This window comes from Apibacter sp. ESL0404 (assembly GCF_019469245.1).
Taxonomy (GTDB): Bacteria; Bacteroidota; Bacteroidia; order Flavobacteriales; family Weeksellaceae; genus Apibacter.
This window is the reverse complement of the sequence record NZ_CP048267.1, coordinates 477,055-498,849: the sequence shown is the minus strand read 5'-3', so window position 1 is coordinate 498,849 and position 21,795 is coordinate 477,055. Positions and strand designations below refer to the sequence as shown.

The following is a 21,795-nucleotide window of genomic DNA, read 5'->3' as shown; positions in this document are numbered from 1 at the left end:
TCTTATTTATAAATAAATGATTTTATTTATTTTACCTGATTTGTCTAATTCAAACTCTTTAATGTTATTTAGACGTTTAATAAGGTGTATTTCAACTTTAGGAATAGTTTTTATAAATTTTTCTCTATATGAAATATCTCCTATGAATTTTTGCCCTTGATGGTGATCCTCAATATAAAAAAAATGTTCACAGCTTGTAGAATTAATAAAGCTTTCCGGAGGTAAACCTGAAACTAATAGTGCTTTTTCATTATTTCTGTGTAGAGTATAATATAAATAATTATCTTTTTTTGTACGGTATTTGGAAACTTCAAATACTTCTTTAACGGATTTTAATGGCTCAAAAGCGACTACAGGTAACATATAAACTGTTTTTTTTAAAATATTTAATCCTAAAAATGAAAATCCACCTGTTTTATTAATTTTTAATTTATTGAGCAATAAAGAGTCACGAGTTACTTCATAATAAGTTTTTTCTTCTGTTTTGTCATCAGTTACCATCATTTTATAGGTAGGTAACATAATTTTATGTAAGTTTTTATCACTTACATTCAGTTCAATTTCATTGACTTTTTCATCAGTAATAACAATGGTAATAGTATGTTGTCGTATAGCGGAATCAAAATCAGACATCTTCTCCCTCTCACCTTTTCCAGAATACATAGGTGACCCGGGATTATCTGTTATAGATAACGATAAACCTAATTGAGGTAATGGCATTTATTTGAATTTAAAACGTTTACTTTTCAAGCATTGAAATTCATCTTTTATTTGATCGGCCTCGGCAGATTCGAGATGAAATTCATAATCTCTATCAAAAGTTATTATTTTAATACTGCTTATATCACTTCTGGTTAGATTTTTAATATCTTTTCTCCTTATTTTTCCTATTAAATATCCGTCGCAGTTTGGTTTATAACTATTTTTTATCCTATATCTATAACCGTTATTTGTAATAAATTCCATAATCTCATCTTTTTTAAGACAGGTATTAAATCTAAAAATTTTAACAAATAACAGAGGGCGCCTTCCTTTTCTTTTAATCGTTTGAAATACTGCAAAATCTTTTTTATTATTAAAAACTCTTTCATAATAAGGTTCGGCATAGATATAAGGTTTACCACCTATTAAGTCAACTTTTCTATTATTGAGTGTAAACAAGGCATTGCAATCAACTATTTTTGTTAGCAAAGTGTCTTCTGTTATTTTTTTCATTGGTAAACTTGACTGTCCATATGACATATTATATCCAAAGAGGATACATCCGCTTATAAAAAATAATTTAAAGATTTTGCTTTTTATATTCATATTATAATTTTTAAAAAGAGAGGTAAAATATTTCCCTCTCTTGGTACTATCAATTATTTTTGTTCATATTCAGTATCCCAATCATTTCCTTCATCTCCTTTATGTCCATCCATTTTTATAAGAAAGTTCTTAGCCGGAAAATAAGGTTTTAAATGTATATCTAAATAAATTCGATCTTTCTGCACTGCATCTTGTTCGAATCTTCTTACTTCAAAATTTTCAATTAATTTATCCGGACCGGTAATACCATCTAAAAAGCGTACAATTTGATTCATAATTTCTTTTCGTGTTTTTGCTGTAAAATTTTCAAATGCTCTTCGATTTAAAAAATCCATTAATACCTTAGTAACGTAGTCAAATACTCTCACCACTGAATAGGTCTGAAGCCCTAAATTATCTCCATTGAATAAGGTTTTACCTGAGAAAGCCATTACTTTACCGTATTCATTAACCATTGGTATTAAACCCATATTCTCTAAATTAGCTATTTCGCTTTTTTTAAGATCGAATTTAACTCCTTCTATTTCATTAATTCCTCCAAATTTTTTACCTGCAGTAACTTGCGACATTAAAGTACCGTATATCTTACCGGCTAATGCAGCGGATGGAGGTATGTATAGATCGTTTTCTTCTTGAATTTCATCAAATTTTCCTCTTCCAACTAACCAATTACATGTCATTAGTACATTGGAACGATAAATGTCTCCACCGGTAAGATATGCTTCATCAAACATCTCCATTACATCATCCGGTTCATCAAGGTGAGCAAAATCTGTTACTAACATTACTTTATTTTCATGAGCAATTTTTGCCCATTTTTCAACCACTCTATTACTACCTAAATAACCGGGTATAACTAATAACCCATAATTATTTTTTAAATCCAGTCGATCATAATTATCTACTAATTCTGTATGTATAGCATCTATAAATCGAGTGTTATCTAAATCAGTTAATTGGTCTAGTTCTGCATTAATTATTGAAACATTTTTTACCTTATCTTGATCTGTATTTTTATAAAATAAAGCTACGGTACGATAGGCCTTTTCTAGCTCTTCAGTCTCTCTTACTGCATTAGCTAAATTCTTTTTTAATGTTTTATCGGCAAGTTTACTCTTATCTTCACTAAGTGCCACCATATCTGTAAGACTGGTATTATTCTTCAATACATTAAGCCAAAGTTCTAACGTTTTCTTAAGTGCATTGCGTTCATTTTCTTTATTGGAATCCCCTAAAAATATTTGACGTCTAGCCTTACGTTCCGGATTTAAATTTTGAACATTTTCTATAGAGGCTTCTAATAAATCAAATCCACCAAATTTGGCTAATTTATCTAAACCACTTTTAATATCATTTTTTTTATTCGCTAGTTCTGATACCGCAACATCTACCGGTTGTATTTGCGCTTTGACATTTTCTTTAGCCATAATTATTTTTGATTTAATTCGTTAATAAGCCCTTCTATACTATCCATTAAAGCTTCTCTGGCTTCCGGATCTTCAAGTGCTGCTTTTAAAATTTTATTGGTTTTAAGCTGTTTAATAATTTTTTGATATTGGTCTTTTTCGACCTGTAAATCAGTTAAAAACTTACTTTGAGCTGTAATCCCTTTTATTCCAAAATCCCCAAGATTTTTAAATTTTAGCTCTTCAAATTGAGTTACTCCGTCTGCATCTTCAAAATTCACTTTTACTTCCGGTTTAAAGTGTTCGAAAACTTGTTCAACAGTTGTTAACCCTTCGATTATTTCTGGTCTGATTGGAGTTTGACCTGTTAATTTTTGAGCTATTAAAGTTCGGTTTTGTGCAATTTCCAGTATTGCTTCATTTGCATCTAAAGGAACTTCGTTTCCTCCAATGCCATAATTTGATAACATATTATTTAAATTTTAATTAATAATTTATTTTAATTGATTATCCATTGTAATTTATCATCCAGCATATCTACAGTAACCTTATTCCCTTCTTTAATTTCTCCGGAAATTATTTTTTTAGCCATAGGTCTTCGTAAAGCTGAACGAATTATTCCTTTTAAAGGTCTTGCTCCATATGTTGCATTAAATCCGTTATCAACTAAAAAGGACTTAGCATTTTGCGACAAGCTTAGATCAATATTTAAATCTTTAACTAGATCTATTAATTCTTTTTTCAAGTGAATTTCAAATATTCCCATCGCATTATCTTTAGTTATAGGACTAAAAGGAATTATTTCAGTAAGTCTACCTAAAAATTCCGGTCTAAAATTACCTGACATAATTTCCATTAATTGATTAGAAGAGGGCAGCCCTTTACCTGTATTAACAGAATCCACAATAAAATGTGCCCCGATGTTAGAGGTGAATAAGATTAAAGCATTGGAAAAATCTCCTTCTTTACCTAAGCGATCATGAAGTTTACCTTCATCCATAATTTGTAAAAAGACATCAAATACAGATGAATGTGCTTTTTCAATCTCATCAAATAATACTATAGAATAAGGTTTTTGTCTGATTTTATTGACCAATAATCCCCCTTCTTCATATCCTACATAACCCGGAGGAGCTCCATATAATAATGCAGCCGAATGTTCTTCTTTAAATTCCGACATATCAAAACGAATAATCGCCTGTTCATCCTGAAAAAGAAAATCTGCTAATGATTTTGCTAATTCTGTCTTTCCTGTTCCTGTGGGTCCTAGAAAAAAGAATGATCCTATGGGTTGTCCTGCTTTGCTTAAACCTGAGCGAGATTCTAAAACTGCTTCTGTTATTACTTCAATGGCATAATTCTGTCCTACTACTCTTTTTTTTAGTATCTCATCCATATTTTGTAACCGATCTTTTTCTTCAGAATGAAGCTTACCTAATGGAATTCCTGTTTTTTGCGCCACTACTGCAGCTAAATCAATTGGATCTATATGTTCTTTTTTGGATTGTGCTACTTGAGATAATCTTTCTAATAAGGATTTTAAATATTCGTATAAAGAATCTTCAGATAATAATTCTATGTCATCCCTAATTAAATTTTCTTGAACCAATAAATATTGAGCCTTCTTTTTTAAATCTTCATAAAACCATTTTAATTCAAGTTTTTTATTTCCTTCTCCTTCTTGTATTTTCATTAACTTATCTTGCAAGGCATCTTTTTCTTTTAGAAAAGAAATACCTGCAGTTTTAATTACAGACATGGTTCGATCTAATAAATTTAACGCTGACTCGGGTAAGCTTTTTTCTTTTAAATATCTTTGAGATAGCCTTATGGATTCTGTAATCGATTCATCCGTAACCTTAATAGTATGATGAGTTAAATAAGAAGGCAAAGCTGATTTTAATATTCTAAATGCCTGTTCTTCATTAGGTTCTTCAACTTTTATTACTTCGAACATGCTGGAAAGTCCTTCGTCTTTTTCAATTTTTTTAGTATATTCATCTACCGTTGTAGTCACGATAAGTGTTAGTCCGCTATTTCCGGATAATTCACTTTTTAAAATGCTGGAAATTCCCGAATTATCACTGTTTTTATCCAAAAGAACATGTATTCCATCTATTACAAGTATTGATTGAGGAAAAGATTTTAATTCTTGTAATATCTTTTTTAAGCGATCTTCTATTTCTCCTTTATATGAGGCCCCTGCTATTAATGTCCCTAAATCTAATTCATATACTTTAGTTTTTAACAATTCATCAGGTGCTTGTTTATGAACAATTTGGTTTACAAATCCTTCGATTAATACCGTTTTACCTACACCCGGATAGCCTTGCAAAAGAACATTAGGTTTAGAAAAACGGCTTATAATTTCTACTATTTCCTTAATCTCTTTTTCTCTGGCCACAATTTGTTTAGGATTTTTTTTAGCTCTAGCTAATAGATCCTTGCAATATTTATATAAGTACTTTATCGAAGCATTTATGCTATTATTTTTTTCTGATATTTTTGAATTACTTTCATCACCAATATCGTTTAATAATTCTCCTCTAATAACAGGAAAACTCTTCATTTGATCAAAGCTGAAACCCACACCCGGAGTTGCCATTGCTACCATTATACAATACAAGTCTACCTCTTCCCTACCTAGTATATCTCTTATTTCATCTGCTTCTTTTATAATTTTATCAATACTATCATCAGCTTCCGGTTTTATATTTCTGCTTGCTCGTGGAAAATCATCTATCCTTACATCTGCCCATTCCTCTATAAAAAAAACATCTTTTTTCATTGCTTCTAATTCTTTTAAAAGAGATAAATCTCTATGAAGAATTGCTTTAAGAAAGTGTGGCGCACCAAAATGTGCATTTTTCTTTTCCATTGCATATTTTCTAGCTATATCTAAAGCCGAGTAAATTTCTTCTGTAAATGTCGCTTCCATTATAAATATGTAGTGAATATTTTATTTTATATTTAAAATCATTTATTTGAATATTTATTCATAAACCCAAATAAGTCCTTTTTTAATTTTATATTTTATAGTCAAACCTTCAATGCAGTTTCTATTATTTTTTGTAAGTCGTATGGATTCAATTTTAATTTTTTTATTTTGGATTTTATCACAAAATTCCGAAAACGGTATAATAATTTTTTCGTTTTTAATTACCGGAAAATCATAGTTATCGCAAGTATATTTACCAAAGTCTTCCTTAGCTTTATTCTGCTTAGCTACATCAATTAATAATAATTCAAACTGATTTTCAGATATGGAAGGAGCTAAGTTTTCTTCTATTTTAGTAATTTTCTCTTCTACCGGAGTCTCCATAGGTATAGCAGGTATATATCTTAAAAATTCTTCCATGGGATCTTTTTGCGGATTACCTGGAGGCAAATAATAGACAATGGTATCTTTTTCCGGAATATATCTTTTAAGAGTATCAATTTTAGACACATTTAATTTTCTAGGCTTGACATATATATCTTTACTGGCAATATGCGTTATATCTCCATTGATTGCTAATGTCAATCTTTTTTTACCTGGTGAACTATAACTATAAACCGGAAATTCAGAAGTATTGTCCATTTGTCCAGATTCTCCAAAACTCCATTCCCATGAAAAAGCCTCCCCTAAATATTTATAATAAACTTCAACTGGTTGTCCAACAGTAACTACCGTTGGAGCAATAATTTTAGGAATTTTCATGGAATCTATAATTTTCCCCATACTCCTTATTTCTAATGTTTTTTGAAATGTACAAGAACCATTAACCTGCAAGGTTACGATATACATTCCTGATTTATCATATTTATGTAATGGAGATCGGTCGTATACTTTCGCAGAATTATCCCCAAAATCCCACACCCAACTTTTAGCATTAGGTGTTAAATCTTTAAATCCGATTATTTCTCCGACCTGTTTTTTTTCAGCTTCAATAGTAAAATCGACTTGCCCACAATCTATATACCTTGAATATTTATAAAATAATATAAATAAACCAATCAGAATAAATACAATAAATATCAATACTATTCTGAAGTCAACTTTTTTAAAAAACTTATTTAAATAATATTTTAATTTATAGTTCATTATGACAAATAATTTTAAAGATATATACCATGTGCTAACTTAAGCAAAATATTTATATATATAAAATAAATTAATTATTTTCTTATAGTATATGTTTACATATATACAAATATTTATTTTGTGTAATTAATTTGATTTCATTTATAAAGTCATAGATTTTAAATGATTTTTATCCTGTATTAAAGCCATTATTAGAAAAGCATATTTATATCCATAATACAATCAATACTTGTAATATATTGATAATTAATTACTTAAAAAAATATATATATGAATAATTACTTATAAAATAATATTATTTATATTTATTTATGGACATGTATCAACTATTAAGTGTATATTGATTATTTTTATATCATAATTTATAAAAGATCTAAGAATAATTATAATTTATATTTTATTTAAACACACATTGTTTATCACATATTTAAATGTATTTAAAAATTTTAAAATTTATAAATTAAAATAAAAGTCAATTAAATTACTCTATAAAATTTTATTTCTCATACAACCAAATAAACTAACATCATATTTTTTTAAAGATTAATTAGATCGACAAACAATATTTTATTTTATAAAAAGATTACTATTCTACTTATAAATATTATCTTACTTAATAAAATTAATTTATCTTTAATATAAATTTTAATTTTGTTTTACCAAAACCCCATAATTAATCAATAGATATAAATAAAAATATATATTTAAATATAATTTTGAATTTGAAAAGTGTTGTTAAATAGATATTCAATTAAAAATTTAATATTTATGAAAATTTTAATTTAATACCAATTAATTTACTTAAACTTTAAAATATTAATAAAAAAAACATATTATATCATATTTATTATACTAACCAATCAATTTTGCCATATATTTAATAATTTTAAATGTTATCTTTAAAAATTAACTTTATTATATTTTATTTATAATTAAAAAATACAAAAAATGAAAAAAAAATTTCAACTGCTTAAGACTTTATTTATTACTATTAGCGGATTACTATTAATTAATAGTTGTAATAACGACAATGATATCAACCCAATATCGAATAAGAATGAAAGTATTACTACTTTCGAAAAAAATTATATAAGGTATATTTATCCGGAATCAAATAATGATTCAATTAAATTAATTGGATTTAAAACGGTCTATTTCAACAAAGATGAAGCACAAGAAATCAAGAACGCACAAGAACTATACAAAAAAGAATTAATTGAAATTAACAAATCAATTTATTATCCTGAAGATTATTCTTTTATTCGAGTATATTTCCCGATGAGTGATGCTATAGTAAACTATAATGGAAAAACGTATGAAGCAAGTAATCGAGGAAGCTTTATTACAGATGCGTTTATAAATTTAAAAACTACTTCTTGGATACAAGTGATTGGAAGAAAAGCATCCGAACACATTACGGGAACAGATTTTAATAGCATTGGAGGAAATCAGATATTGCTAGCCGAAAAATTAGAAAAGGCAATGAAAGATCATACTACTGAAAACACCTATGTATTTAATTTAGGAGAAAGAAGCTTTACTCATCACTCCTTAGAAAATAAAACTGTTACTGCACGTTCCATTTCCTGTTATCAAAATCATGGAAATTTAAATTGCAGCACAGCTTTCGGTTATAATGGAAAATGTGATAGAGAATTTACAAATTGCATGGATTATAATGGATGGCCTGCAAGATGCTTTGATAAAAGCAAAATTGGTTTTATTGGTAGTGATTGCCAAAGAGCAATGGCTGCCGGAAAATGTTGGAATGAGATTATGAATCGTAATTAATAATTTCTATTAATTATAAATCAATTAGTTTACTAAATGATTTTGTTTAGTTAATTTGTCAAAAATATTACCATATAGATAATTTCAGATAAATTAAGTGATTATTATTATTTGTTAAATAAATTATTAAAAAAACTGTTTATTTGTATAAATATGCAATATCTGATTATCTATTGTATTGTTTGTCACTTGAATTATCATAGTTAATATTTTCTAACTTATTATTTCTAGATTTTATTTTTTCACTTTTTTATATATTTTCATTCATATAGTTAATTAAATAAAAATCTTATTAATTATTTAAGTTTTTAATTTCTTTAATTCGTTAGTTTAGCTATATTTTTGATATGTCTGAATGAATTTCCCTTAAAAACACTACTTTAGACGCAATATTAATCCTCCCAATTATCAAATTTCCTTATTATCAAACAAAAATTTAGCACATAATAAATATCATTAAGAATTTAGTATAACTTTCATATAAAATCATATAATCCGAAAATTCATCTAAAACAGCCTTAAGGGTGGTTTAGTTTATATAGCTATTTAAAACCAAATCCCCTTTATTAAACATCCTATTTTATTTTATCTTTGTATAGTATTTCGAATGTAAGTTTTTTAATTATTTAAAATTTTTATTTAAAAAAATGTCCAAAAATAGCATAATAAAATATCTTAAATTAAAACATTTAAAATGAAACAATTCCTAATATTATTACACGAAAACAATGAAAAACTAAGAGAATTATCTGAACAAGAAATGCAGTCATTAGCTGATGCTCATATGAAATGGGCTTCAAAATTAGCAAAAACAGGAAATTTAATTTCAGGGGATGGATTACATGAAAAAGGTGTACTTATTACGGGTAAAGACTGTGTTATTAAAGACGGGCCATACTTGGAATCCAAAGAAATAATTGGAGGCTATTATTTATTACAAAGCGAAAATCTAGAAACTATTATCGAGTTAGCTAAAGAGTGCCCGACACATTATTATGGGGGAACGACAGAAATCCGTCCCATCTTGAATATGGAAGATTATGATTCCTAATTTACCTTCTGAAGATAAAATAAATTACAGAACATTATACGGAAAGCTTTTTTCTATATTAGTGATTCGATTTGGTGCTACCCATATTTTTGAAATTGAAGATGCTATTCAAAATTCTTTTTTGAAGTATCTGAAAATCCAGAAACAAAATAATTTACCAAAAAATATAGAAAATTGGCTATTCATGGTAGCTCGTAATGATTTACTAAATATAATAAAACGCAAACAAAAAGAAGTTTATAATTTTTCAATAGAACTTACAGAAGATGAAAAATTAGATCCATATGAAACCGATCTTCGTTTACAAACAATACTATTTATCTCTTCGTTAAACAGCTTATCCACACAATCTAAAATTATTTTTATACTCAAAAATATATTTGGGTTAAGCATGCTTGAAATTCATGAATCCACTTTAATTAATCAAGAAGCTATTTATAAAAGCATTAACCGAACTAAAAAGAAACTTAATATTGATTTAAATTGCAAAAAAATCGAAATAAATTCCTTTACGGTTAATCAAAAAACAATATCAATTGTTGAAGAAATCCTTTATGCCGTTTTCAATATTGGCTTTGATTCTTTTAGTGAAAATACTGAAAATATTGTGAATAAAGATTTATGCTTAGAATCATTTGTTTTGACAAAGTTATTATATAATAAATGCAATTATACTTCAACCAGTAATTTACTAGCTATCTTATATTTTCACATATCAAGAATTCCTGCAAAAATTGATAATGGGAAATTAATTTCCTTTTTTAATCAAAATCGAGACAAATGGAATAAAGAACTACTTACTATGGCTTTCCATCATATTAAAAAACCCCAAAATAATAATAAATACTATATTGAAGCAATTATCATCAGCAAGTATATGTCTAAAAAAGATTTTAGCTTAAAAGATTGGACTGAAATATCATATTTATATGAAATGATGCTTGAAATCTCGCAATCACCAATACTAAGACTTAATTACTCATTTTGCTTAAGCAAAATTGGAAAAAAAGATAAAGCCATGAACATTCTTTCAGAAGTTCAAAATCAATTACCAGATCATCATCTATACTTTTCTTTAGTAAAAGCTATAATAATGAAAGAGTCCAACCCTAAAAAGTCACATGATATAATTCTTATGCTTAGTAATAAAATGAACCAAAAAATAAGAAAAGAATATTTAAAGTGTTTACCTTAATAATAAAATAGATATTTATTAGATTATTGATTTTCCAAAATAAAACGGGCATGATTAAACCTAATGATTATCCTTTTGATAGGGAATTACACGAAATACCAACGACAAAAAGTCGAAAACTCGCCTTAACCCTTGAACAGATTAAACAAATTGCCAATTTTGATGAAGGAATGAAAGCAACCGCACAGTATAGTGATTTATGGTTATTCCAATCTATGCAATCAAATTAACTTTGTTTATATTTTGCTTTTAAACTTCAACTATATCGAGTAAGATGAGTTATTCTTTTACTGACATAAAAACTTACGGATTGCTAAAGATAAACATGAATTTTCTGTAACAATTTCATTCAAAATATATAAATTATCAATCGCTGGGACAGTATAGATAAAAAAGATTATAATTACCCTTTTCCTTATTTGATAGCACATGAAACACCTTTGCAAGAAAAAAAGAAAATCATTGCGAGTGTGATTAAGTTTTGCGGTAAAATAATGAAAAAAATTGCATGAGCATTAAAAATTAAACAGCTATTAGTACATACAAGCCAGGCACTCTTACGCAACAGTTCTTAAACCTTATGGTGCGAGTATTTCCTATTTTCGTAAAGTAATTGAATATTTAAAGTCTTTACATATAGTAAAATAACTTTTAAAAAATCTTTAACCAACATTAATTAATTGATATAATAATAAAATATATAGTAAATTATATTAAATTAAATATTACAATTATAATATTATTAATATTTTTTAAAATATTTTTATATTTATTTATCTAATACCAAATGATGCTCTATATTTGTGCTATTGTTTATTCTTAACGATAAATAAATTAGTTGAAATTTCTTAATTAAAAAGACAAGGTGTGATTAGATGAAAAGTATAAAAATAACAGGAGCTCGCATTCACAATCTTAAAGATGTTGATATTACTATTCCCAAAAACAAATTAACCGTTGCCACCGGTATAAGTGGATCAGGAAAGTCTAGTCTGATGTTTGATATTGTGTTTGAAGAAGGACGTAAAGGGTATCTTCAATCATTAGGAATATTTCCGGGACTTGAAAATGAGAGAAAATTTGCAAGCATAGAGGGTATCGGCCCGACAATTGCTGTTAAGCAAAGTGTTGTACGTCAGAATAACCCAAGATCAACAGTCGGTTCAAAAACAAACATATTCAACCTTCTTGCCCTGTTGTATTCAAGTGAAGGGCAGGTTAAATGTTCAGAGTGCAACGAAACTATTGGACAAGATAAGGTCTGCGCTAAGTGTGGACATGAGGAAGAGCGCCTTGAATTAGGCTATTTTTCCTATAATAACCCTAACGGAATGTGTATGAAATGCGCTGGCAGAGGCGCATATTATCACGTTAATATGGAAAAGCTTATTGCAAATAAAAATCCCACCGTTCGAGAGTTATTTAATTTTATCGGGGTAACTCCGGGTATACTTCGCGTCTTGGAAAGGAATTTCAAAGGCTATATGGATCAGCCTTATTTAGAAATACCGGATGAAATAAAAGAAGACGTGGTAAACGGGCATTATGTCAGCAATAACAGTGCAAATCAAAGCTTCTGCTTATCAAGAATTTTGCAAGCTAAACACAAAAGAGGCGAATATTTAAATGGTCTGTACGAAATAACCCTTTGCTCAGAATGTCATGGATATCGCATTGGTGAAGAAGCTCGCAACATATTAATTAATGATAAACATATTGGTCAAGTCGGCAAAATGACTTTAGACGAGGCTAAAACGTTTTTTGAATCGGCATTGGAACTAAACGAAATAACGCAATTTGGGAAAAATCTTCTTAAAGATATTTTGGGTAAAACAAACTCATTAATTGCTTCTCGTTTAGGTCATTTGTCACTTTATAGAGAAATGTCCTCACTCAGTGGCGGTGAAATACAACGACTCTTCCTTAACTCGCATTTGGAATCGAAACTTGAGTCACTTATCTATATTCTTGATGAACCCACAGTAGGTCTACATGAATCAGAAAAACTTGAACTTTTACAATCCATAAAAGCGCTTAAAGATTTAGGTAACACGGTTATTGTCGTGGAACATGACAGAAGTACGATAGAAATAGCAGAACATATTATTGATATTGGTCCCAAAGCGGGGATTGAAGGCGGAGAAGTGATTTATGAAGGTGATTATGCAGGCCTGTTAAAATGCGATAAATCATTGACAGGACAATATCTTTCCGGCAAAGCAAAAATGCCGGTAAGGATGTTAAAACAAAATATCGATGATTCTGCTATTCCTCGTTTAGTCATTCGACACGCCAAAACCAACAATTTAAAAGATATTTCAATCGCATTTCCATTAGGCGTTCTTATTGGGGTTTCGGGCGTTTCCGGAAGTGGAAAAAGCTCCTTGATATCGAACACACTTACGCCCTTGTTAAAAAGTTATTTTCGCTTAGGCGCCAATAAGAACAATACCAATGGAGAAGAAGTAGATCTTGAAGAAGAATCACTGTTAATCGAAACAATAGCCGAAAGGCTTGATGGCGCAGAAAATATTTCTGGCTTTGCTGAAGTATCGCAGGCACCAATAGGAAGAAATATAAATTCGAATCCTGTTACTTTTACCAAAATATGGGACAAGATACGCAGATTATTTGCAGAACAACCCGAAGCAAAACGGTCAAATTTAACGGCGGGACACTTTTCCTTCAATTCCGAGGGCGCTTGCCGAGAGTGTCATGGTAGTGGACGTAAAGCTATTTTTCCTGAAGGTAGTTTAAAGATGTATGCAATATGCGAAAAATGTAAAGGTAAAAGGTATAACAACGAAGCTTTAACTGTCATGTATAAAGGGAAAAATATTTCAGAAATTCTTGATATGCAGATTTCGGAAGCGATAGCCCTATTTAGTGATAATGATTTCATTGTTCGTCCGTTACAGATAATGGAACGGATTGGTATGGGATATATAAAGCTTGGGCAACCCACTTCAACAATGAGCGGGGGGGAAACCCAAAGACTAAAACTCGCGAAGGAATTAGGACGGCAACGAAAAGGTCATATCTTGTATATCATGGATGAACCCACTACTGGTTTAAGCCTTTATGATACAGCTCAGCTGATAAAACTGTTGGATGAATTAATCAAAAGCGGAAACTCTGTGATTGTTGTTGAACATAATCATGAAGTTCTTGAATCGTGTGATTGGATTGTGGAGCTTGGTCCTGAAGGAGGATTAAAAGGCGGTGAAATCATTGCCGAAGGAACGCCTAAAGACTTGGTGAAAAATCCAAAATCACTAATCGGAAAATACCTTACGATTTGAAAAGTGGATACTTGATTATGGCTAATATAAAAGAATTAGAAACCATTGATGCAGAATCGGTGGATATGAATCCAGATAAATTGAGAGAGCTGGATGTCGCCTTGAATTTTCAACTAGGCATTATTAAAGGAATCGCTATTTTGCGAAAAGGTGGCATTGTTTTACAAGAATAAAATATTTAAGTATAGTCTGAAGATTTGCGATTCTCTACCTCAGCAAAAATTACATAAATCAATTATCAGTATATTTTACGGTGATTTAAAGAAAAACCCGAAGCAAATTATATTGCGGTATGGCTTTTTCCAACTTTACTTCCGTGCGAAAACACAGAATTTGAAAGTGAAAGTGTTCACGGGTTTTTTCGGTAAATAAGACTCCGACATTTCTGGTCCAAAGTTTTTCCTTACCTTTTCCATGATTCATTTGATCCATAAAACTTGTAGTGAGTCGGTAGTAGTATGTTTTTCCCGGCTGCATTTTTATTTCAATTGGTGTCAACGGTTCCATCGGCATTATAATATTCTCTTTTTCTGCTTTTATTGGGCGTATTGCCCAATTCTCCCCAACGGGAAGACCAATGCAAGTAGTAGTTTCTTATTTTCTTTAGCAATCGATCGGAATCGGTGACGTATATTTCTTCTAATTCTTTTTCGATTGGTTGGTGGTTAGTTTCTGTTTTTTCTTCTATTGGTATCTTCTTGTCTGCTTGATTCAAGTGATTCTCCTTGATTTCTTTTGTTGAAGTGGCTTGATTGAGTTTTTCTTCTTCTTCTTCTTTTTCGCTTTTCAATACCCAGTCTTCATTCCATTTCATGGTATAAAGCTGTAAATATTCTTTGGCCTGTTGCAGGGTCTTGTTTCCCGAAAGACTGTATTTCTCCATTTCGCCGGGCATATAATACTTCCCCATATAGGGTTCTGATTCTTCCCGCATCAGGTGTAGAAAGATATAGCTGTATTCTTTCCTTAGGTTCCGTTCGCCTTTTAAGCTGTAATGGCTGTGCTTAGTTACCATTTTGGGTTCTATTTTTAATTGTTCCGGCGTATACCATCCGCCTTGGATCAATTCTGCTCGATAGTCTATCAGCTTTTCCAATTCATATTTTGGCCTTTTTTCGATTAACAGGTTTTCGCTGCCGGTTTCGGTATAGTTGGAATAGCTGCCTCCTATATCACTGTGAACTCCCGGGAAATTGCGTTCTATGCGATTAGTCCCCGGCTTAATGCGGGTAAGTGGAAAATATTCCCGATGCTCGTCCAACGAGGTAAAATGAACGATTTTTTGTGGTCTTCCTAATTCATCTAAATGTAATTTATGTATTTTACTTTTGAAATTCGGTAAAAGCAAAGCATCCGGATCGTAAGAAACTACTGTATCGTAGATTCCTAAAAAACGCAAATGAATGAAGGTATTGTCGATCAGTTCATGACTAAATCCCATTTTTAATAAGGCTGTTCCTAAATTACCCATTTGGGGCAGTTTTCCATTTTTTACCCAAGCTTGTGGCACTTCCTTTCCTTCATGATCCAAATATTTACCGTTTTTTACTTTCGCTGAATACGCTAATTTTTGAATATTGTAAGCAAAATACCGTGCAGCAGCAGCTCCTCGGCTAAAGCCAAAAGCATCTACGATAATTATAATGGTAACAATATTTTCACTCTCTTTAACATATTTTTTATAGACTTCATAAATTTTTTTAGCTAAATATTCACATCCATTGGTTACTTTTCCCTGTATTCCCGTTTCTCCTCTTCCTAAGGCATACCCCCATAGTTTATCCTCCTTTTTGTCTTGGGTACCGATACCTTCCACATAAATGGTATATTCTTCATCACAACTCATGGATTTTCTAGCGACATTGGTAAAATCATTTAAATAGCTGGCGCTTTCTTTATCTACTCGTTTTCTGCTTAAGAATTTTTTTTCTTGTGCATTTTGCTCGAATATTTCAATTTCTTCCTCGGTGGGATTTCCATACCCTTCTATCCCTCGCACTTTTTTCCATATCCGGGTATTTTCTCGGTTATTAAGTGTTCCGTCAAAAAACAATCCATAGGTTAGTTGAAGCTCTCCCGGTTCAGATCGGGCCTCTCCACTGTTAAATACAAAGGTTTTTCCCATTTTAAAATATTTTTACCTCACTTTTATACAACCCGATGCTTTTTCCGTTTCCTTCCAACCATACTGAAGCATCATCTCCGGTATGGGTGATTCGTATGGTTATTTGTAGAGGTACCCCTTCCGCCTTATCCTGTGTAAGCTCTTCAAATGCTTTAAATATTTGATCTTCATTAAATTTGATATATCCTCCACAGTTTTTTTTTACTTTTTCCTTCCAACGAAAACTTATTTGTTTAGGTATGGCTTTTTCCTCTTCATAGTTCCAGTGCAATTCCTTCGGGATTTCATATTTTTTTATTTGATAGTCTCCAAATAAATTTATTTCTTCTCCGTTATAAAAATCATATGTCATCTCATCCAATTCTGCCTCTTTGGGTAGTTCATAATTTATTTTCCAATTATATTTTTTCCTGTATGTATCCCATAGCCCGTAAGGAATGGGTTTGTTTTTATTGGCCTCTTGCACTTCTTGAGGGATGATCCCCGGATTTTTTATTACCGATTCTTGATATTCCGGCCGTAGCATGCTGTAGATCGGTTCGTCTTTTAATTTTTCGACTTGCTCTTTGGGTATTTCTGTTTTTACTCCCTGGTATCTGCCCACTTCTATTTGACGAGCTGCTCCTGCTACCCAAACCACGGCTACTCCTCCCGGGGCAAAGCCTACATTGATAGTCCAATAATTTTCTTTAAATGGTTCGGGTTTATCTTTATTTATAGAGGGGAGATAATACCCCTTTCTAAAAAGACCGGCTATTTTTTCATAATCCAGTTCCGCATCTACATGATAAAAGGTCTTTTCGACAAATGAGATCCAGATAACATTTAATCGTTTGGGCAAAGGCTTTTTTCCATGACTCATACTCCTTCCTAAACTTCCCCAACCTTTCCTACCTGTATGTAAGCCAGAAAAGAGGCTGGCATATCCTCCATCAGTTAATTCAAGTCCTCCCATAAATACGTCTACCGGATAACCTAAAGGACAGGAGACAGATTCCTTCCAATCAAACTCTTCTTTCATAGTTTTTTTATTTTTATCCTGACAGCTTACCACTACGGAAAGAAGTTGTAGCAGTGCTATCAGATAATGATTTTTTATTTTTAGTTTCATCGTTAAATATTTATATAATTTATGGTTTCCCATTATATATCTACTTCACTTTCATACAATCCGATGCTTTTTCCGTTTCCTTCCAACCATACCGAGGCATCATCTCCTGTATGGATAATTCGTACGGTTAATTGTATTGTTTCTTCCGTATTTCCCTGAGTTAGTTCTTCAAAAGCCTTAAATATCTGGGCTTCATTAAATATTATTTCTCCCGATTTTATGATTTTATCTTTATTTATCCACGTAAATGACATTTTCTTAGGTATTGCTTTTTTTTCTGATTTGTTCCATCTCAACTCTTCCGGTATTTGATATAATTTTATCGGATAATCTCCAAATAAAACTTCCATTTCCCCATTAAAATAAAAACAGGTTACTCTATTGGTTATTTCGTCTGAATTCGGAAAATCAAAGTTAAATTCCCAATTATATTTTTTCCTGTACGTATCCCATAACTCGTAAGGAATGGGCTTGTTTTTATTAGCATCTTGCACTTCTTGGGGAATGATCCCCGGATTTTTTATTACCGATTCTTGATATTCCGGACGTAGCATACTATAGACCGGTTCATCTTTTAATTTTTCGACTTGCTCTTTGGGAATTTCCGTTTTTACTCCCTGGTATCTGCCAATTTCAATTTGTCTTACAATGCCTGCTATCCAAACTACGGCTACTCCTCCGGGAGCAAAGCCTACATTGATCGTTTCATAGGTCCGTTTATAGGGTTGTGGATGCTCTTTATTATATGAAGGAGTTAAATATCCCTTTCTAAAAAGACCGGCTATTTTTTCGTAATCCAATTCGGCATCCACATGGTAAAAGGTTTTTTCGGCAAAAGAAATCCATATTACATTTAGACGTTTGGGCAACGGCTTTACTCCACTGCTCATACTTCTTCCTTCGCTACCCCATCCACCTAACCCTGTATGTAACCCAGAAAATAAACTGGTAAAGCTACCATCGGTTAATTCTAACCCTCCCATAAACACGTCTACCGGATAGCCTAAAGGACAGGAGACGGATTCATTCCATTCAAATTCTTCTTTCATAGTTTTTTTATTTTTATCCTGACAGCTTACCACCACAGAAAGAAGTTGTAGCAGCGCTATCAGATAATGATTTTTTATTTTTAGTTTCATTGTTAAATATTTATATATATAAATGGTTTCCCATTCTAAAATATTTTTACTTCACTTTTATACAACCCGATGCTTTTTCCGTTTCCTTCCAACCATACTGAAGCATCATCTCCGGTATGGGTGATTCGTATGGTTATTTGTAGAGGTACTGCTTTCGCCTTACCTTGTGTAAGCTCTTCAAATGCTTTAAATATTTGATCTTCATTAAATTTGATATACCCTCCACAGTTTTTTTTTACTTTTTCCTTCCAACGAAAACTTATTTGTTTAGGTATAGCTTTTTCCTCATCATAGTTCCAGTGCAATTCCTTTGGTATTTGATATCTTTTTATTTGATAGTCGCCAAATAAATTTATTTCTTCTCCGTTATAAAAATCATATGTCATCTCATCCAATTCTGCCTCTTTGGGTAGTTCATAATTTACTTTCCAATTGTATTTTTTCCTGTACGTATCCCATAGCCCGTAAGGAATGGGCTTGTTTTTATTAGCATCTTGCACTTCTTGGGGAATGATCCCCGGATTTTTTATTACCGATTCTTGATATTCCGGACGTAGCATACTATAGACCGGTTCATCTTTTAATTTTTCGACTTGCTCTTTGGGAATTTCCGTTTTTACTCCCTGGTATCTGCCAATTTCAATTTGTCTTACAATGCCTGCTATCCAAACTACGGCTACTCCTCCGGGAGCAAAGCCTACATTGATTGTTCTATAGTTTTCTTTAAACGGTTCCGGTTTGTTGGGGTTCTTCTCCTTTTATAAGAATATAACCTTCTCCTTCATATACTTTTTTTCCATGCGCTTTTTTGTTTTTAGGTTGTGTGATAAAAAAAATTTAACTAAGCATCTATTTCTTTTTAATGAAAGAAAGCCATTAAAACTCAGGCTGAGTACTAACAAGGTCATACTAACCTGTATCGGGGAAGTTCCAACGGAGCTGAATTTATCCCGGAAATTAATGCAGTAGACTTTTTCAAATGTTTTTTCCAATAGGCGGCTCATTCCATCCCGACTGAAGAAGATAATTTTTCTAATTTTGTCCCCGTCTGTAGAAAGAATCAAGCCTACAAATAGGTTTTCCCGGTTTTTCTATGCTTAGTTCTATTTCTCTGCTTTAATGTTTTTCCAAAGGTTTAAGATGCTTTCGGTGTACTTTCAAAAATTGTACTTGCACTTTAGTACGGTGTAGCTATCTCCGCCTATTGCTAATTTAACTAAAAAGAACTCATAGCTTTAAATTTTTTAAAAGTAAATAAATAGTGATTTTTCATAATAAATTAAAATTTAAACAAAGATAAATATTATTTTTTTAATGGATAAAACAGCTATAATAGATGTGATTCAAAATGCAAAAAACATAGCTATTATTCGTTAAAGATATATAACAGCCATTTTTTCTGATTTTATTTATATTTATTGAACTAGGCGTAATTAATCAAGAATATTGAATATAGATTATTTAAGCTGTTTTCCTCTTTTTCCCTTTTTATACACAAAACTAATATGTCTTTTCACAAGTTCTTCAATACAGCAGGGTATGGTTTGTATGACTGCCTGAAGGCAAAATCAGATAACCACTAAGAATCCTTCATTAACATGTTATCCCCTGTTCAGGGTTACATTTCGCGCGCCCTAACCGAACAAAAAGAGTAAATAAAATGTAAAGTAATGAGGCGAAATATTAAAACAATAAAGATAATGACATTACAAAACAAAGAGATATATAAACAAAAATACCTTATGAGCAAATTGTGTGTACAGGGAATAAAAAAAGAGTTACAAATTATGTAACTCTTTTTTAGCTCCTCCTGCTGGGCTCGAACCAGCGACCCTCTGATTAACAGTCAGATGCTCTAACCGACTGAGCTAAGGAGGAATTTTGTGAGTGCAAATGTAGAAGAATTTTATATATGCTCCAAATATTTTTTAATCTTTTTTTCATCTTAAAATCTAAGTACATAAGTATCAATGAAAAAAAATTTTAATTTTTTAATATATAGCTCATATAAGATACTTTTTCTAATATAAAATAGTATTTTTGTCTCTGTCTAACTTATATAATTTATTATGGACATATCTATATTGCTTGTATTCTTATTGATTTTAGTGCTCTTTATGGGAGGTTTTCTGTTTATGTTAACCCGTTTTTTTCAATCAGAAAGAGAAAGAAGAAGTTTTGAATTGCGTTTAAAATATTCTGAGAATATTTTACCGAATAAATTACAAGCCTATGAACGTATGACTCTTTTTTTAGAAAGAATACGCCCTTCTTCTTTAATACGACGAGTAACCCCTACGGATGATAGTAAATCTTATGAATTCACATTAATAGAAACTATTCAAACAGAATTCGAACACAATTTAGCACAACAACTCTATATAAATCCGAAATCGTGGAAGATTATTTTATCGGCAAAGAATGCAACCCAATTGCTTATAAAAAATACCATTGAAGCTATGAAAGATTCTTCAATACAAGAAATTCAAGAGGAAATCATTAAACAATCGATGGAAGACGCTTCTCCTTCGTCTGCGGCAATTTTGTATTTACAAAAAGATATTCAAGACGGAATCTAATAATTTTCACTATGAACATCAAATCATTGGCTGAAGAAGAAAGACCCAGAGAAAAATTATTACTGAGAGGAAAACAATCCTTATCAGATGCTGAACTTCTTGCTATAATTTTAGGTAGTGGTTCGAAATCTGAAAGCAGCATTACCCTTGCTCAACGAATTTTATCATCTGTGAATCATAATTGGAATGAATTGGCAAAGCTAACCATACGAGATTTATGCAAATTTAACGGAGTGGGTAAAGTTAAAGCAATTGAAATTATCACTTCTCTTGAAATTGGAAGACGAAAATCCTTACAGCAAGCCTTAAAAAAAGAAAAAATTTCTTCTTCGAAAGATGCCTATAATATTCTTCAACCTATTATTGGTGATTTGATGATAGAGGAATTTTGGGTAATTTACTTAAGCAGATCCAATAAAATATTAAGTAAAGAAAAAATTTCTCAAGGAGGAATAACCGGTACAATGGTTGATAATCGACTAATATTTAAACATGCTATAGAACTTAATGCAGTTTCATTAATCATATCCCATAATCATCCTTCAGGAAATATTCAGCCCAGCAATTCTGATATACAAATTACCCATGAAATAAAAAAAGCAGGGAACTTATTAAATATAACTTTGATGGATCATTTAATTATTACGCAAACCTCTTTTTTCAGTTTTGCCGATGAAAATTTACTGTGAAAGACCACTTTACCT

19 protein-coding genes, 1 tRNA gene and 1 pseudogene are annotated in these 21,795 nt (G+C 30.9%); 8 read left to right on the top strand and 13 right to left on the bottom strand.

Going from position 1 to position 21,795, the window contains the following annotated elements:
- Nucleotides 1–6: 6 nt before the first annotated feature.
- The 6 genes from GYM72_RS02080 to GYM72_RS02055 form a co-directional block, all read right to left on the bottom strand.
- Nucleotides 7–720, bottom strand: coding sequence for a hypothetical protein (locus GYM72_RS02080; protein WP_220264538.1), 714 nt, complete (start codon nucleotides 718–720; stop codon nucleotides 7–9).
- A complete protein-coding gene (locus tag GYM72_RS02075; RefSeq protein WP_160557358.1) occupies nucleotides 721–1,215 on the bottom strand; it encodes a hypothetical protein in 495 nt (164 codons plus the stop codon).
- A 146-nt stretch (nucleotides 1,216–1,361) separates the two neighbouring features.
- Nucleotides 1,362–2,735, bottom strand: coding sequence for a DUF5458 family protein (locus tag GYM72_RS02070; protein ID WP_220264537.1), 1,374 nt, complete (start codon nucleotides 2,733–2,735; stop codon nucleotides 1,362–1,364).
- Nucleotides 2,736–2,737: 2 nt separating this feature from the next.
- Nucleotides 2,738–3,184 carry a hypothetical protein gene (locus tag GYM72_RS02065; protein ID WP_160542641.1) on the bottom strand — a complete coding sequence of 149 codons (447 nt, stop codon included), beginning with the start codon at nucleotides 3,182–3,184 and terminating at the stop codon, nucleotides 2,738–2,740.
- 29 nt (nucleotides 3,185–3,213) lie between these two features.
- Nucleotides 3,214–5,652, bottom strand: coding sequence for an ATP-dependent Clp protease ATP-binding subunit (locus tag GYM72_RS02060; RefSeq protein WP_160557360.1), 2,439 nt, complete (start codon nucleotides 5,650–5,652; stop codon nucleotides 3,214–3,216).
- A gap of 54 nt (nucleotides 5,653–5,706) precedes the next feature.
- Nucleotides 5,707–6,798 carry a PKD domain-containing protein gene (locus tag GYM72_RS02055; RefSeq protein ID WP_220264536.1) on the bottom strand — a complete coding sequence of 364 codons (1,092 nt, stop codon included), beginning with the start codon at nucleotides 6,796–6,798 and terminating at the stop codon, nucleotides 5,707–5,709.
- A 948-nt stretch (nucleotides 6,799–7,746) separates the two neighbouring features.
- On the opposite strand from GYM72_RS02055, the gene GYM72_RS02050 reads away from it, so the two are divergent.
- The 6 genes from GYM72_RS02050 to GYM72_RS02025 all read left to right on the top strand — a co-directional run bounded on the left by GYM72_RS02050 (nucleotide 7,747) and on the right by GYM72_RS02025 (nucleotide 14,310).
- Complete coding sequence (locus tag GYM72_RS02050) at nucleotides 7,747–8,589, top strand: hypothetical protein (RefSeq protein ID WP_220264535.1); 843 nt, start codon at nucleotides 7,747–7,749, stop codon at nucleotides 8,587–8,589.
- Nucleotides 8,590–9,283: 694 nt separating this feature from the next.
- Nucleotides 9,284–9,640, top strand: coding sequence for a YciI family protein (locus tag GYM72_RS02045; protein WP_220264534.1), 357 nt, complete (start codon nucleotides 9,284–9,286; stop codon nucleotides 9,638–9,640).
- Nucleotides 9,630–10,835 (top strand): sigma-70 family RNA polymerase sigma factor, encoded by a 1,206-nt coding sequence (locus GYM72_RS02040; RefSeq protein WP_220264533.1) that lies wholly within the window; start codon nucleotides 9,630–9,632, stop codon nucleotides 10,833–10,835. The genes GYM72_RS02045 and GYM72_RS02040 overlap by 11 nt, the downstream gene beginning before the upstream one ends.
- A 50-nt stretch (nucleotides 10,836–10,885) precedes the next feature.
- Entirely contained in the window at nucleotides 10,886–11,065 is a 180-nt protein-coding gene (locus GYM72_RS02035; protein WP_220264532.1) for a hypothetical protein, read from the top strand.
- Nucleotides 11,066–11,710: 645 nt separating this feature from the next.
- Nucleotides 11,711–14,137 carry an excinuclease ABC subunit UvrA gene (locus GYM72_RS02030; RefSeq protein ID WP_220264531.1) on the top strand — a complete coding sequence of 809 codons (2,427 nt, stop codon included), beginning with the start codon at nucleotides 11,711–11,713 and terminating at the stop codon, nucleotides 14,135–14,137.
- Nucleotides 14,138–14,154: 17 nt separating this feature from the next.
- Nucleotides 14,155–14,310, top strand: a complete 156-nt coding sequence (locus tag GYM72_RS02025; RefSeq protein ID WP_220264530.1) for a hypothetical protein — start codon at nucleotides 14,155–14,157, stop codon at nucleotides 14,308–14,310.
- Nucleotides 14,311–14,395: 85 nt separating this feature from the next.
- Here GYM72_RS02025 and GYM72_RS02020 read toward each other — a convergent pair whose 3' ends face one another.
- From GYM72_RS02020 to GYM72_RS01990, 7 genes and pseudogenes are all read right to left on the bottom strand, one after another.
- A complete protein-coding gene (locus GYM72_RS02020) occupies nucleotides 14,396–14,644 on the bottom strand; it encodes a hypothetical protein (RefSeq protein ID WP_220264529.1) in 249 nt (82 codons plus the stop codon).
- Nucleotides 14,622–16,262, bottom strand: a complete 1,641-nt coding sequence (locus GYM72_RS02015; protein ID WP_220264528.1) for a phospholipase effector Tle1 domain-containing protein — start codon at nucleotides 16,260–16,262, stop codon at nucleotides 14,622–14,624. Before GYM72_RS02015 ends, GYM72_RS02020 begins: the two co-directional genes overlap by 23 nt.
- 1 nt (nucleotide 16,263) lies before the next feature.
- Nucleotides 16,264–17,373 carry a DUF2931 family protein gene (locus tag GYM72_RS02010; RefSeq protein WP_220264527.1) on the bottom strand — a complete coding sequence of 370 codons (1,110 nt, stop codon included), beginning with the start codon at nucleotides 17,371–17,373 and terminating at the stop codon, nucleotides 16,264–16,266.
- A 32-nt stretch (nucleotides 17,374–17,405) separates the two neighbouring features.
- A complete protein-coding gene (locus GYM72_RS02005; protein ID WP_220264526.1) occupies nucleotides 17,406–18,512 on the bottom strand; it encodes a DUF2931 family protein in 1,107 nt (368 codons plus the stop codon).
- A 35-nt stretch (nucleotides 18,513–18,547) separates the two neighbouring features.
- Nucleotides 18,548–19,237, bottom strand: a pseudogene (locus GYM72_RS02000) (DUF2931 family protein); the annotation flags it as partial.
- Between the two features lie 33 nt (nucleotides 19,238–19,270).
- Nucleotides 19,271–19,576: a type VI secretion system tube protein TssD gene (gene tssD, locus GYM72_RS09970; RefSeq protein ID WP_220233977.1), complete on the bottom strand. Its 306-nt coding sequence runs from the start codon at nucleotides 19,574–19,576 to the stop codon at nucleotides 19,271–19,273.
- Between the two features lie 740 nt (nucleotides 19,577–20,316).
- Nucleotides 20,317–20,390 (bottom strand) — tRNA-Asn (locus GYM72_RS01990).
- Between the two features lie 191 nt (nucleotides 20,391–20,581).
- Here GYM72_RS01990 and GYM72_RS01985 point away from each other — a divergent pair.
- Entirely contained in the window at nucleotides 20,582–21,091 is a 510-nt protein-coding gene (locus GYM72_RS01985) for a hypothetical protein (RefSeq protein WP_220264525.1), read from the top strand.
- Nucleotides 21,092–21,102: 11 nt separating this feature from the next.
- The gene (gene radC, locus GYM72_RS01980; RefSeq protein ID WP_160566578.1) at nucleotides 21,103–21,780 is read left to right on the top strand and encodes a DNA repair protein RadC; all 678 of its coding nucleotides are present in this window, start codon (nucleotides 21,103–21,105) and stop codon (nucleotides 21,778–21,780) included.
- The last annotated feature ends 15 nt before the right edge of the window (nucleotides 21,781–21,795 follow it).